The 13986-nt window shown below is 59.9% G+C and carries 13 protein-coding genes; 7 read left to right on the top strand and 6 right to left on the bottom strand.

Annotation, left to right across the window (positions count from 1 at the left end; all coding sequences use genetic code 11):
- Positions 1–241 precede the first annotated feature (241 nt).
- Entirely contained in the window at positions 242–2062 is a 1821-nt protein-coding gene (typA, locus tag V3W40_RS23645; RefSeq protein ID WP_053140412.1) for a translational GTPase TypA, read from the bottom strand.
- 139 nt (positions 2063–2201) lie between these two features.
- Entirely contained in the window at positions 2202–3656 is a 1455-nt protein-coding gene (thiI, locus tag V3W40_RS23640; protein ID WP_330215732.1) for a tRNA uracil 4-sulfurtransferase ThiI, read from the bottom strand.
- Positions 3657–3990: 334 nt separating this feature from the next.
- Here thiI and glnA point away from each other — a divergent pair, with 334 nt between their 5' ends.
- From glnA to ntrC, 5 genes are all read left to right on the top strand, one after another.
- Positions 3991–5397: a glutamate--ammonia ligase gene (glnA, locus tag V3W40_RS23635; protein WP_024072899.1), complete on the top strand. Its 1407-nt coding sequence runs from the start codon at positions 3991–3993 to the stop codon at positions 5395–5397.
- A gap of 275 nt (positions 5398–5672) precedes the next feature.
- Complete coding sequence (locus V3W40_RS23630) at positions 5673–6212, top strand: chorismate mutase (protein ID WP_065925748.1); 540 nt, start codon at positions 5673–5675, stop codon at positions 6210–6212.
- 98 nt (positions 6213–6310) lie between these two features.
- A complete protein-coding gene (locus V3W40_RS23625; RefSeq protein WP_065925749.1) occupies positions 6311–6736 on the top strand; it encodes a cupin domain-containing protein in 426 nt (141 codons plus the stop codon).
- Positions 6737–7032: 296 nt separating this feature from the next.
- Positions 7033–8118, top strand: coding sequence for a nitrogen regulation protein NR(II) (glnL, locus tag V3W40_RS23620; protein ID WP_024072896.1), 1086 nt, complete (start codon positions 7033–7035; stop codon positions 8116–8118).
- Positions 8115–9551 (top strand): nitrogen regulation protein NR(I), encoded by a 1437-nt coding sequence (gene ntrC / locus V3W40_RS23615; protein WP_323145910.1) that lies wholly within the window; start codon positions 8115–8117, stop codon positions 9549–9551. Before glnL ends, ntrC begins: the two co-directional genes overlap by 4 nt.
- 529 nt (positions 9552–10080) lie before the next feature.
- Here ntrC and V3W40_RS23610 read toward each other — a convergent pair.
- Entirely contained in the window at positions 10081–10521 is a 441-nt protein-coding gene (locus V3W40_RS23610; protein WP_330215731.1) for a hypothetical protein, read from the bottom strand.
- On the opposite strand from V3W40_RS23610, the gene V3W40_RS23605 reads away from it, so the two are divergent.
- Positions 10520–10975: a tRNA (cytidine(34)-2'-O)-methyltransferase gene (locus tag V3W40_RS23605; protein ID WP_065946679.1), complete on the top strand. Its 456-nt coding sequence runs from the start codon at positions 10520–10522 to the stop codon at positions 10973–10975. The genes V3W40_RS23610 and V3W40_RS23605 overlap by 2 nt on opposite strands.
- A gap of 126 nt (positions 10976–11101) precedes the next feature.
- Here the strand turns inward: V3W40_RS23605 and secB are convergent, their stop codons facing one another.
- From secB to V3W40_RS23590, 3 genes are read right to left on the bottom strand one after another with little or no spacing between them, the layout of a single operon-like run.
- A complete protein-coding gene (secB, locus tag V3W40_RS23600) occupies positions 11102–11581 on the bottom strand; it encodes a protein-export chaperone SecB (protein WP_014716520.1) in 480 nt (159 codons plus the stop codon).
- A 42-nt stretch (positions 11582–11623) separates the two neighbouring features.
- Complete coding sequence (gene grxC, locus V3W40_RS23595) at positions 11624–11878, bottom strand: glutaredoxin 3 (protein WP_010213876.1); 255 nt, start codon at positions 11876–11878, stop codon at positions 11624–11626.
- 1 nt (position 11879) lies between these two features.
- Positions 11880–12293, bottom strand: a complete 414-nt coding sequence (locus V3W40_RS23590) for a rhodanese-like domain-containing protein (RefSeq protein WP_027605071.1) — start codon at positions 12291–12293, stop codon at positions 11880–11882.
- A gap of 151 nt (positions 12294–12444) precedes the next feature.
- On the opposite strand from V3W40_RS23590, the gene gpmI reads away from it, so the two are divergent.
- Complete coding sequence (gpmI, locus tag V3W40_RS23585; RefSeq protein ID WP_330215730.1) at positions 12445–13971, top strand: 2,3-bisphosphoglycerate-independent phosphoglycerate mutase; 1527 nt, start codon at positions 12445–12447, stop codon at positions 13969–13971.
- The last annotated feature ends 15 nt before the right edge of the window (positions 13972–13986 follow it).

Genomic DNA, 13986 nt, shown 5'->3' with positions numbered 1-13986 from the left:
CCTTGTAGTGAGCGGGCTTGTTGTGGTGAGCGGGCTTGCCCCGCGCTGGGCTGCGAAGCGGCCCTAACCCGGTGTCTGCATTTTTCCAGATAAAACTCAGGTGCCAGGATTTGGGGTGGCTTCGCCACCCAGCGCGGGGCAAGCCCGCTCACTACAAGAGCCCGCACAACACAAATTGCAGGCAAAAAAAAACGCCCCCGGCCTTTCGACCGGGGGCGTTTTTCATTCAGCCTGAGTTAACTCAGTTCTTGGCTTTCTTGGCAGCGCGGGTACGCTCGCCTTCGTCCAGGATCTTCTTACGCAGGCGGATCGACTTCGGCGTCACTTCGCACAGTTCGTCGTCCTGGATGAATTCCAGGGCCTGTTCCAGGGTGAAGCGAACAGGTGGAACCAGGGCGATGGTTTCGTCTTTACCCGAAGCACGCATGTTGTCGAGCTTCTTGCCTTTGGTTGGGTTGACGCCCATGTCGTTGTCACGGCTGTTCAGACCAACGATCTGACCGTTGTAGATCTCTTGGCCGTGTTCAACGAACAGCTTGCCACGCGCCTGGAGGGTTTCCAGGGAGTAGGTCAGTGCCTTGCCGGTTTCTACCGATACCAGGACACCGTTCTGACGGCCGGACATGTCGCCGGACTTCATGGTGTCGTAGCGATCGAAGATCGAGGTCAGGATGCCAGCGCCGTTGGTCAGGGTCAGGAACTGGTTACGGAAACCAATCAGACCACGAGCAGGGATGTTGTATTCCAGACGCACACGGCCTTTGCCATCCGGCACCATGTTGGTCAGGTCGCCCTTACGCAGGCCCATCTCTTCCATGACCTTGCCCTGGGATTCTTCCGGGGTGTCGATGGTGACGTTTTCGAACGGTTCCTGCTTCACGCCGTCAACGGTACGGATGATCACTTCCGGACGACCAACGCCCATTTCGAAGCCTTCGCGACGCATGGTTTCGATCAGTACCGAGAGGTGCAGCTCACCACGGCCGGAAACCTTGAACTTGTCAGCCGAGTCGCCTTCTTCAACGCGCAGTGCAACGTTGTACAGCAGCTCTTTGTCCAGACGTTCCTTGATGTTACGGGAAGTCACGAACTTGCCTTCTTTACCGCAGAAAGGCGAGTCGTTTACCTGGAAGGTCATGGAAACGGTTGGCTCGTCGACGGTCAGAGGCTTCATCGCCTCGACAGTGTCCGGCTGGCACAGGGTGTCGGAGATGAACAGCGAGTCCATACCGCTCACGCAGACGATGTCGCCGGCGAAGGCTTCTTCAACGTCGATGCGGTGCAGGCCGTGGTGACCCATCAGCTTCAGGATACGACCGTTACGCTTCTTGCCGTCGGCGCCGATAGCGACAACCGGGGTGTTCGGCTTGACGCTGCCACGGGCGATACGGCCAACGCCGATAACACCCAGGAAGCTGTTGTAGTCCAGTGCCGAGATTTGCATCTGGAACGGGCCTTCACGGTCAACCTTCGGTGGCGGAACGTGGTCAACGATCGCCTGGTACAGCGGGGTCATGTCTTCCGCCATGGCGGTGTGTTCCAGACCGGCAATACCGTTCAGGGCCGAGGCGTAGATCACTTGGAAATCAAGTTGCTCTTCGGTGGCACCCAGGTTGTCGAACAGGTCGAAGATCTGGTCCAGAACCCAGTCCGGACGCGCGCCTGGACGGTCAACCTTGTTGATGCACACGATCGGACGCAGGCCGGCTTCGAAAGCCTTCTTGGTCACGAAACGGGTTTGCGGCATAGGGCCGTCTTGAGCGTCAACCAGCAGCAGAACGGAGTCAACCATCGACATTACGCGTTCTACTTCGCCGCCGAAGTCGGCGTGGCCCGGGGTGTCCACGATGTTGATGTGGTAGCCGTTCCAGTTGATAGCGGTGTTTTTAGCCAGGATGGTAATACCGCGCTCTTTTTCCTGGTCGTTGGAGTCCATCACGCGCTCGTCGTTGAGCTCGTTGCGCTCCAGGGTGCCGGATTGACGCAGGAGTTTGTCTACCAGGGTGGTTTTACCATGGTCAACGTGAGCAATGATGGCGATGTTACGTAGATTTTCGATCACTTGTGTATCTCGATCAGAGGATTCGGTGTGCTGACAGGTCGTGGCAGCGATTAACAGTAGAGTCAGGCCTTGCCGTTACAGCTTGACGGCAGAGTCGGGGGGCCGGTGACGCAGGCCACAGGCAAACAGCCCCGGGCTCTTAGCTCGGTCGATAAACGCGCACATTGGCATACCCCTCACTGAGCAAATGGTGGGCATGCAGGCGACTCATCACGCCTTTGTCGCAATACAACAGGTACTGACGGCTGTTATCCAGTTCCTTGAAACGCGCGTTCAATGCATAGAACGGCAGCGTTTGTACGTCGATGCCGGCGACTTCCAGCGGCTCATCTTCAGCGGCATCCGGGTGACGGATGTCGATGACGATTTGTCCGGCCAGGGCTTCGCTGACTTCTTCGATCTGCACATCCTGGCCCAGTTCGTCGATCACACGATCGATCGGGACCAGCTTGGCGTTCTCGAGCGCACGCTCCAGAACCGCCATATCAAACTGTTGTTCTTCGTACTCCACGCGGTTGCGCTTGGCGTGGGTCTTGGGGTTCACCGAAATGACCCCGCAATATTCAGGCATGTGCTTGGCAAAGTCGGCGGTGCCGATTTCTTCTGCCAAGTCGATGATGTCCTGCTTGTGGCTGGCGATCAGCGGACGCAGTACCAGCTTTTCAGTCACGCAGTCGATCAGTGACAGGTTCGGCAGCGTCTGGCTGGAAACCTGGGAAATCGCTTCACCGGTCACCAGCGCGTCGATCTGCAACTGATCGGCGATTCGGGACGCAGCGCGCAACATCATACGCTTCAAAACTACGCCCATATGACTGTTATCGACTTTACCGAGAATTTCGCCCAGCACTTCCTCGAACGGTACGCTCACAAATAGCACGCGCTGGGAGCTGCCGTACTTCTTCCAGATAAAGTGCGCAACCTCCATCACGCCCAATTCGTGTGCACGCCCGCCCAGGTTAAAGAAGCAGAAGTGGCTCATCAGGCCGCGGCGCATGATCTGGTAGGCCGCCACCGTGGAATCGAAACCGCCGGACATGAGGACCAGGGTCTGTTCCAGGGCGCCCAGCGGGTAGCCGCCGATGCTGTCGTGCTGGCTGTGAATCACAAACAACCGTTGGTCGCGAATTTCCATGCGCACTTCAATTTGCGGCGCCTTGAGGGAAATTCCGGCGGCGCCGCACTCGCGACGCAGCTTGCTGCCGACGTATTTCTCGACGTCCATGGAGCTGAACGGGTGCTTGCCGGCACGCTTGCACCGCACCGAAAAAATCTTGCCTTCAAGGCTGTCGCCGAAGTGCCGTTTGCATTTTTCGGTGATGTCGTCGAAGTCCCCCAGCGGGTACTCATCCACCTGCAGGAAATGCGCGATACCCGGCATGCAGCTCAGGCGCTCGGTCATGTCCTTCAAGGCTTTGACGTCGGTCAGGCGGGTTTCCAGCTCGAGGTTGTCCCACACACCGTTCACCACCACAGCCGGGTCCAGATCGCGGAGCACGGCACGGATGTTCTTGGCCAACTGACGGATGAAACGCATCCGTACCGGTCGGCTCTTGATGGTGATCTCGGGGAAGACTTTAACGATTAATTTCATGGAAACAGCGCGCGCAGGGCCTGCCGAAAAAGGGGGGCGCGGATTATAGCGGAAATCGCTCAAGGTTTAACCAGTTAATATGCACAACACTCAACTCGCACTAAAGAGGTGCATTTGCATCGCCTTGCGCCACATTTCGGTGCTCGTATTTCAGGCTTTTGTCGCTATGTACCCTTTATAGGGCGTTTTTGGAGCAAAAAACCCATGTTGGCGCACTGGCATGCAATTTGCTCTCTTGTGAGGCAGGTTGCCATGGCGGACTATCCGCGCCGGCATCACCCACATTCTAAGGGCTAACTCCACTACCCCAGCCCGAAGCCACCCGGAGGACACTATGTCGAAGTCGGTTCAACTCATCAAAGATCATGACGTTAAATGGATTGATCTGCGCTTCACGGACACCAAAGGCACTCAGCACCACGTGACCATGCCGGCTCGCGACGCGCTGGATGATGCTTTCTTCGAAGAAGGCAAAATGTTCGACGGCTCCTCCATCGCTGGCTGGAAAGGCATCGAAGCCTCCGACATGATCCTGATGCCGGACGACAGCACTGCCGTCCTCGACCCGTTCACCGAAGACCCAACCCTGATCATCGTCTGCGACGTGATCGAGCCTTCGACCATGCAAGGCTACGACCGCGACCCACGTGCGATCGCCAAGCGTGCCGAGGAATACCTGAAGTCCACCGGTATCGGCGACACCGTATTCGTAGGCCCGGAGCCGGAATTCTTCATCTTTGATTCGGTCAAGTTCAAGTCCGACATCTCCGGTTCGATGTTCAAGATCTTCTCCGAACAAGGTTCGTGGATGTCCGACCAGGACGTGGAAGGCGGCAACAAAGGCCACCGTCCAGGCATCAAAGGTGGCTACTTCCCGGTTCCGCCGTTCGACCACGACCACGAAATCCGTACCTCCATGTGCAACGCCATGGAAGAAATGGGCCTGGTCATCGAAGTTCACCACCACGAAGTGGCGACTGCCGGCCAGAACGAAATCGGTGTGAAATTCAACACCCTGGTCGCCAAGGCTGACGAAGTCCAGACCCTGAAGTACTGCGTACACAACGTGGCTGATGCCTACGGCCGTACCGCTACCTTCATGCCTAAGCCGCTGTACGGCGATAACGGTTCGGGTATGCACGTTCACCTGTCCATCGCCAAAGAAGGCAAGAACACCTTCGCTGGCGAAGGTTATGCCGGCCTGTCCGACACCGCCCTGTACTTCATCGGCGGCATCATCAAGCACGGTAAGGCCCTGAACGGCTTCACCAACCCGTCGACCAACTCCTACAAGCGTCTGGTCCCAGGTTTCGAAGCACCGGTCATGCTGGCCTACTCGGCTCGCAACCGTTCCGCCTCGATCCGTATTCCTTACGTATCCAGCCCGCGCGCTCGCCGTATCGAAGCTCGCTTCCCGGACCCAGCAGCCAACCCATACCTGGCCTTCGCTGCCCTGGTCATGGCCGGCCTGGACGGTATCCAGAACAAGATCCACCCTGGCGACGCCGCCGACAAAAACTTGTACGACCTGCCGCCTGAAGAGGCCAAAGAGATCCCACAAGTGTGCGGCAGCCTGAAAGAAGCCCTGGAAGAGCTGGACAAGGGCCGTGCGTTCCTGACCAAAGGCGGCGTATTCAGCGACGACTTCATCGATGCCTACATCGAGCTGAAAAGCGAAGAAGAAATCAAAGTACGCACCTTCGTACACCCACTGGAATACGAGCTGTACTACAGCTGCTGATCCGGTAGCGCTGCTTAAGGTGGCGTGATGCGAAAAGACCTCCTTCGGGAGGTCTTTTTTTGCCTGGGGATTGTCAGGTGGCTGCTCGGCGGTCGAGCATATGGCTGACCATCGAAGACGGAGGGCGGTGGATTTGGGGTTGGCTTGAGCCCTACGCGACCACTGTAGGAGCGAGCTTGCTCGCGAAAAACGCCAGGGCACCGCATTTCTTCAACATTTACGCGTTATCGTTAACGACCTTCGCGAGCAAGCTCGCTCCTACAGGGGGATTTCCTTTGAAACATCGACTTGCGTTCACTTTGTTCTTTATCAGCGCCAGTGCATTGGCTGCGCCACCTACGCTTGAGCCTTTACTCAACAGCATCGCCGAACGCCTGGAAATCGCCGACCAGGTGGCGCTGAGCAAATGGGACAGCAAAAAACCGGTGGAAGATAAGAAGCGCGAACAAGAAGTGATCGCCAGCGTTGTCGCCCAGGCGCCGAGCTACAAACTGGCACCCGCCGCCGCCGAGCAATTCTTCTCGGCCCAGATCGAGGCAAACAAGCTGGTGCAGTACACCCACCTGTCCGATTGGCAGTTCCAGGGCAAGGCACCCGACGATCCGCGCCCGGACCTGGTGAAGCAGATTCGCCCGCAGCTGGATCAATTGCAAACACGCCTGCTGCAACAACTGGCGGACTTCACCCCCCAACGTACCGACCCGCAGTGCCCTCACTGGCTGGCCGAAGCGGTGCATGAGCCGCTGAACGACCCGCTGCGGCAACTGGCGATGATCCGCGCCACGGCCGAGCTGTGTATTCGCACAGGCCAATAACGGATGACACCCACATTATTTTAGGCACCTTCCGGCATCCCTCCCCGAACAGCGATCGTAGCCTGACCGGCCACTCAGCGAACGGGATGAAACCAACCATGGAAGCCCTCAAATGCTTGATCGCAACAGCGGCCTGCTTGTCTGCCCTAGGCTGCAGCAGCCAGCCGAAAGTCGTCGTGCAAATCGAAAAGGAAATCCTGCTGCAGAGCAGCGCTTCATGGGACGGAACACCTTACAAGGCTTATCCCTCCGGCCCGCCGGAACTCACGCTGTTGCGGCTCAAGATCCCCGCGAATACGCAGTTACCCTGGCACAGCCACCCCATGCCGAATGCAGCGTATATCCTCTCGGGCGAGCTGATCGTTGAAGCCCGTAAAGGTGGGCAAGCCCTCACCCTGACACAAGGGCAAACCCTGGCCGAGATGGTAGGCACAGTCCATCGCGGCAGAACCGGGAGCACACCGGTGGAACTGCTGGTCTTTTACGCCGGCAGCGCGGGCATGCCACTCTCCCAGCCACACTGATAAAGCCCCACCACTGAGATCGCTCTCGCACAGCCGCCGAGAGCACTCTCTCATCACTTCCTGAACAAACCTCACAAAACCGCACTATATTGGTGCGACGACCTGCACCCTTCCCACTGACTCACCCCATTTTGGTTCGAAACTTCCCGGCCAAGCTGGCAGAACGCCACAGTTTCGCGCCTTAAACCCCTATTTCAGGGGATTAACGCTTCTTTTCGGAGCCTTGGTTTGGTTTTTGCATTTTCCTTGTATCAGCGCGTGCCTCAAGCCCGCGCCTTGCTCCAAAAGAGGTCCCGATGACCATCAGCGATGCACTGCACCGTTTGTTACTCGACAATCTGACTACCGCGACCATCCTGCTCAATGACGACCTGCGCCTTGAGTACATGAACCCGGCGGCGGAGATGCTCCTGGCCATCAGCGGCCAGCGCAGCCATGGGCAGTTCATCAGCGAATTGTTCACCGAGTCGGCCGAAGCCTTGAGTTCATTGCGCCAGGCGGTGGAGCAGGCACATCCGTTCACCAAGCGTGAAGCGATGCTCACGGCACTGACCGGCCAGACGCTGACCGTCGACTACGCCGTCACCCCGATCTTGAGCAACGGCGCGACCCTGCTGCTGCTCGAAGTGCACCCCCGCGACCGCCTGTTGCGCATCACCAAGGAAGAAGCCCAGCTGTCCAAGCAGGAGACCAGCAAGATGCTGGTGCGCGGCCTGGCCCATGAGATCAAGAACCCGCTGGGCGGCATTCGCGGCGCGGCGCAGTTGCTGGCCCGCGAGCTGCCGGACGAGCACCTCAAGGACTACACCAACGTCATCATCGAAGAGGCTGACCGCCTGCGTAACCTGGTGGACCGCATGCTCGGCTCCAACAAGCTGCCGTCGCTGGCGATGACCAACGTGCACGAAGTACTTGAGCGCGTCTGTCAGTTGGTAGAAGCCGAAAGCCAGGGCTGCATCACCTTGGTGCGCGACTACGACCCGAGCATTCCCGACGTGTTGATCGACCGCGAGCAGATGATCCAGGCGGTGCTCAACATCGTGCGCAACGCCATGCAGGCCATCAGCAGCCAGAACGAGCTGCGCCTTGGCCGCATCAGCCTGCGCACCCGTGCCCTGCGCCAGTTCACCATCGGCCACGTGCGCCATCGCCTGGTGACCAAGGTCGAGATCATCGACAACGGCCCAGGCATTCCTGCGGAACTTCAGGAAACCATCTTCTTTCCCATGGTCAGCGGCCGCCCGGACGGTACCGGGCTGGGCCTGGCCATTACCCAGAACATCATCAGCCAGCACCAGGGTCTGATCGAATGTGAAAGCCATCCCGGCCACACCACGTTCTCGATCTTTCTGCCTCTGGAACAAGGAGCCCCATCGACATGAGCCGTAGTGAAACTGTGTGGATCGTCGATGACGACCGTTCTATCCGCTGGGTCCTCGAGAAAGCCTTGCAACAGGAAGGCATGACCACCCAGAGCTTCGACAGCGCCGACGGGGTGATGAGCCGCCTGGCGCGCCAGCAGCCCGACGTGATCATCTCCGACATCCGCATGCCCGGCGCCAGTGGCCTGGACCTGCTGGCGCGGATTCGCGAGCAGCACCCGCGCCTGCCGGTGATCATCATGACTGCGCACTCCGACCTGGACAGCGCTGTCGCGTCCTATCAGGGCGGCGCCTTCGAGTACCTGCCCAAGCCATTTGATGTGGACGAGGCCGTGGCGCTGGTCAAGCGCGCCAACCAGCACGCCCAGGAACAGCAGAACCAGGAAGCCCCGCCGACCCTGACCCGCACCCCGGAAATCATCGGTGAAGCGCCGGCGATGCAGGAAGTGTTTCGCGCCATCGGGCGCTTGAGCCATTCCAACATCACCGTGCTGATCAACGGCGAGTCGGGTACCGGTAAAGAGTTGGTGGCCCACGCCCTGCACCGCCACAGCCCGCGGGCGGCCTCGCCGTTTATCGCGCTGAACATGGCGGCGATCCCCAAGGATCTGATGGAGTCCGAGCTGTTCGGCCATGAGAAAGGCGCGTTCACCGGCGCAGCCAACCTGCGTCGCGGCCGCTTCGAACAGGCGGACGGCGGCACGCTGTTCCTCGATGAAATCGGCGACATGCCGGCCGACACCCAGACCCGCCTGCTGCGCGTACTGGCGGACGGCGAGTTCTACCGCGTGGGCGGGCACACACCGGTCAAGGTCGATGTGCGCATCATCGCCGCGACTCACCAGAACCTGGAAACCCTGGTGCACGCCGGCAAGTTCCGTGAAGACTTGTTCCACCGTCTCAACGTGATCCGCATCCACATCCCACGGATGTCGGACCGCCGCGAAGATATCCCGACCCTCGCCCGCCACTTCCTCAGCCGCGCCGCCCAGGAGCTGGCCGTCGAGCCGAAGCTGCTGAAAAGCGAGACCGAGGAATACCTGAAGAACCTGCCATGGCCCGGCAACGTGCGCCAGCTGGAGAACACCTGCCGCTGGATCACCGTGATGGCGTCCGGCCGCGAAGTGCATATCGGCGACCTGCCGCCGGAGCTGTTGAGCCTGCCGCAGGATTCGGCACCGGTGACCAACTGGGAACAGGCGCTGCGCCAATGGGCCGACCAGGCCCTGGCACGCGGCCAGTCGAACCTGCTGGACAGCGCCGTACCGGCCTTCGAGCGGATCATGATCGAAACCGCCCTCAAGCACACCGCCGGCCGCCGTCGCGATGCCGCTGTGTTGCTGGGTTGGGGTCGCAATACCCTGACGCGCAAGATCAAGGAGCTGGGCATGAAGGTCGATGGTGCTGATGACGATGAGGGCGACGACGCCTGATCTCCAATCTACCGAGGTCTAATGTGGGAGGGGGCTTGCTCCCGATAGCGGTGGATCAGTCAGATAGATATCGACTGACACTCCGCCATCGGGAGCAAGCCCCCTCTCACATTTGGACCTCCACACGGACTCAGAACCGTGCACCGCTTCAATGCACCCTGTTCTAGCATCGCGCACACGTTCCAAGCCCGAGGCAAGCCTCTTGTTAAAAAAATGCTGAACCCCGAAAACACCAAAGCCCCGTATTCCGGGGCTTTGCGCTTTCTGATGAAATTATTTGGCACAGTTTGGCGAGTCTGGCACGCGCCCTGCAATAACCCTTGTACAACCCAGTTTCGGGGACCTTGGTACAGGCAGGCCGAGAATCCCCTCTTTACACCCGGGGTGCTTGATGCGAACCGCGTCGCGCTCCACACCGCTTTCGGGAACCTCGGTACAGGCAGGCCGGGGATTCCCTCTTTAACACCGAAGCCTCTGGCTTCACCCCGTTTTGGGAGCCCTGGTACAGGCAGGCCGGGAACTCCCTCTTTTATTGCTCTTGGAGATGGATCTCCAGCCGCCAGCGGTCATCGACCTCCTCGCCCTTCCACTCCCCGCGCAACGGCCGAGCCGCCACCAGGTTCAGCAGCAGGCCCGCATCGGTCTTGCGCACGCGCCAGTTCACATCCTTGTCGTTGACCTTGAGCTGCCCGCTGGCGGTTTTGCCTTGTGCATCGAACAACAGCGCCACGGTGCCGTCGACGTGCTCGCCGTGCAGCTTGGGTTCGCTGTTGAACCACACCACCACACCGTCCGCCGCCGTCTCTATCTGCTGCAACTCGACCGGGTCAGGGGTGGTCAGGCGGCCGATCATCAGGCCCACCATCAGGCCGACAATCGCCAATGAGCCCATGACCCTCGGCATTAGCTTCGGTCTTGGGTCTTCTTCAGGGGTAGAATGCAGCGCATCTTTGCCTTCGGAGCCGTGCATGTTTCACGTCATCCTTTTTCAACCAGAAATTCCGCCGAATACCGGCAACGTTATCAGGCTGTGCGCCAACAGTGGCTGCCACCTGCATTTGATCGAGCCCCTGGGCTTCGACATGGACGACAAGCGCCTGCGCCGTGCCGGCCTGGACTACCACGAGTATGCCACCCTGCAGCGCCATGCCGACCTGGCCAACTGCCTGGAAAGCCTGGGCCACCCACGGCTGTTCGCGTTCACCACCAAGGGTTCGCGACCGTTCCATGATGCCAGCTTCGCCGAAGGCGACGCCTTCCTGTTCGGCCCGGAAAGCCGTGGCCTGCCGGCCGACGTACTCGACGCCCTGCCGGACGGGCATCGCCTGCGCCTACCGATGCGCGAAGGCTGCCGCAGCCTGAACCTGTCGAACACCGTCGCCGTTGCCGTCTACGAAGGCTGGCGCCAACTCGGCTTCAAGTAACACACATAACAAATGTGGGAGGGGGCTTGCCCCCGATGGCGGAGTGTCAGTCGACATCTACGTGACTGATCCACCGCTATCGGGAGCAAGCCCCCTCCCACATTGGGTTCTGCGTCGGGTTCGAGATTACTGAACCGTCGGTGCGCCTTCCTGTTGCATGCGCTGCAGCTCTTGAGCGTACAGGGCATCGAAGTTCACCGGAGCCAGCATCAACGCCGGGAACGAACCACGGGTGACCAGGCTGTCCAGGGTCTCGCGGGCATACGGGAACAGGATGTTCGGGCAGAACGCACCCAGGGTGTGGCTCATGGACGCTTCGTCCAGGCCCTGGATCAGGAAGATACCGGCCTGTTGCACTTCAGCGATGAAGGCCACTTCTTCGCCATTCTTGACGGTGACCGACAAGGTCAGCACGACTTCGTGGAAATCGCCTTCCAGTGCCTTTTGACGGGTGTTCAGGTCCAGGGCAACGCTTGGGGTCCATTCCTGGCGGAAGATAGCCGGGCTTTTCGGCGCTTCGAACGACAAGTCACGCACATAGATACGCTGCAGCGAAAATTGTGGGCCTTGGGCTTCTGCTGCTTCGGTGTTCTGTTGGTCAGTCATCGCAGATCCTTCTTGATCTTGGGGTCTTTTAGGGGTTAGGAGTCAGACGAGCAGCAGCGCATCGAGTTTACCGGCGCGCTCCAGGGCAAACAGGTCGTCGCAACCACCGATGTGTTTGGCGCCGATCCAGATCTGCGGCACTGACGTGCGCCCCGCCTTCTGGGCCATTTCGGCACGCACCTGGGGTTTGCCATCGACCTTGATCTCTTCGAAGGCAACGCCCTTTTTCTCCAGCAGGGCCTTGGCCCGCATGCAGTAAGGGCACCAATCGCTGGAATATACGACGACCTGGCTCATATCACTTCACCAGCGGCAGGTTATCGGCGCGCCAGCTGCTGATGCCACCGGACAGCTTGGCGGCGGTGAAACCGCTCTTGAGCATTTCGCGGGCGTGGGTACCGGCGTGCTGGCCCTGGGCGTCGACCAGGATGATGGTCTTGGCCTTGTGCTTTTCCAGCTCGGCCAGGCGCGCGATCAGCTTGTCCTGAGGAATGTTCAGGGCACCGACGATGTGGCCGGCGGCGAAATCCTTGACTGGGCGGATATCCACCACAATGGCCTCATCCTTGTTGACCAGCGCGGTCAGCTCCGACGTGCTCAGGCTGCGGCCACCACGGCTCAATTCGTGAGCGATCAGCAGCGCCAGCAGGATGACGAAGGCACCCACGAGCAGATAGTGGGCAGTGGCAAATGCAATCAGGTGATCAACCATCAAGGAGGTTCCAGGGCGTTAAAATGGCGGTAAGTATACACAGCCGTCAGGGGGGGCCAACCCCCGTAAGGCGGTGACGTGGTCGGAACTTCGCTTTAAACTGCCACTCCCTTTTCAATTGCCTTCCTTTATTACCGCCGCGAGAGGATCTATGACTACTACGCCTAAACCTTTGGTCCTGATAATTCTCGATGGCTTCGGACACAGTGAAAGCCACCACGACAACGCGGTGTACGCGGCCAAGAAGCCCGTACTCGACCGCCTGACCGCGACGGTGCCCAACGGCCTGATCTCCGGCTCGGGCATGGACGTGGGCCTGCCGGACGGCCAGATGGGCAACTCGGAAGTCGGCCACATGAACCTCGGCGCCGGACGAGTGGTCTATCAGGACTTCACCCGCGTGACCAAATCGATCCGCGATGGCGAGTTCTTCGAGAACCCGACCCTCTGCGCAGCGGTAGATAAAGCCGTGGCCGCCGGCAAAGCCGTGCACTTCATGGGCCTGCTGTCCGACGGCGGCGTTCACAGTCACCAGGACCATCTGGTGGCAATGGCCGAGCTGGCCTTCAAGCGCGGCGCCGACAAGATCTACCTGCACGCCTTCCTCGATGGTCGCGACACCCCGCCAAAAAGCGCGCAATCCTCCCTCGAGCTGCTGGACGCCACCTTCGCCGCCCTGGGCAAGGGCCGCATCGCCAGCCTGGTGGGCCGCTACTTCGCCATGGACCGCGACAACCGTTGGGACCGCGTGTCCCAGGCCTACAACCTGATCGTCGACGGCCAGGCCGAATTCCACGCCGCCACCGCCCAGGAAGGCCTGGAAGCTGCCTACGCCCGTGGCGAGAGCGATGAATTCGTCAAGGCCACCACCATCGGCGAGCCGGTCAAGGTCGAAGACGGCGACGCCGTGGTGTTCATGAACTTCCGCGCCGACCGTGCCCGCGAGCTGAGCCGTGTGTTTGTCGAAGACGGTTTCAAGGAATTCGAGCGGGCGCGCCAGCCAAAAGTCCAATACGTCGGCCTGACCCAATACGCCGCCAGCATCCCGGCCCCCGCTGCCTTTGCTGCCGGCAGCCTGGACAACGTGCTGGGCGACTACCTGGCGAAGAACGGCAAGACCCAGCTGCGTATCGCTGAAACCGAAAAATACGCCCACGTGACCTTCTTCTTCTCCGGCGGCCGTGAAGAACCGTTCCCAGGCGAAGAACGCATCCTGATCCCTTCGCCGAAAGTCGCCACCTACGACCTGCAGCCGGAAATGAGCGCGCCGGAAGTCACCGACAAGATCGTCGACGCCATTGACCACCAGCGTTACGACGTGATCGTGGTCAACTACGCCAACGGTGACATGGTCGGCCACAGCGGCAATCTGGAAGCTGCGACCAAGGCCGTGGAATGCCTGGACCTGTGCGTCGGCCGCATTGTCGAGGCTCTGGAAAAAGTCGGCGGCGAAGCGCTGATCACCGCCGACCACGGCAACTGCGAGCAGATGTCCGACGAAACCACCGGCCAGGCCCATACCGCCCACACCACCGAGCCGGTGCCGTTCATCTATGTAGGCAAGCGCGACTTCAAAGTGCGTGAAGGCGGCGTGCTGGCGGATGTGGCACCGACCATGCTGATGCTGATGGGGTTGGAGAAGCCCAAAGAGATGACAGGGACCTCAATTCTGGTCTGATCTCAACAAATATGT

Source organism: Pseudomonas sp. AM8 (assembly GCF_036346475.1).
GTDB lineage: Bacteria > Pseudomonadota > Gammaproteobacteria > Pseudomonadales > Pseudomonadaceae > Aquipseudomonas > Aquipseudomonas marginalis.
Note: the sequence above shows the minus strand (reverse complement) of the source record. Positions and strands in the feature narration are given on the sequence as shown.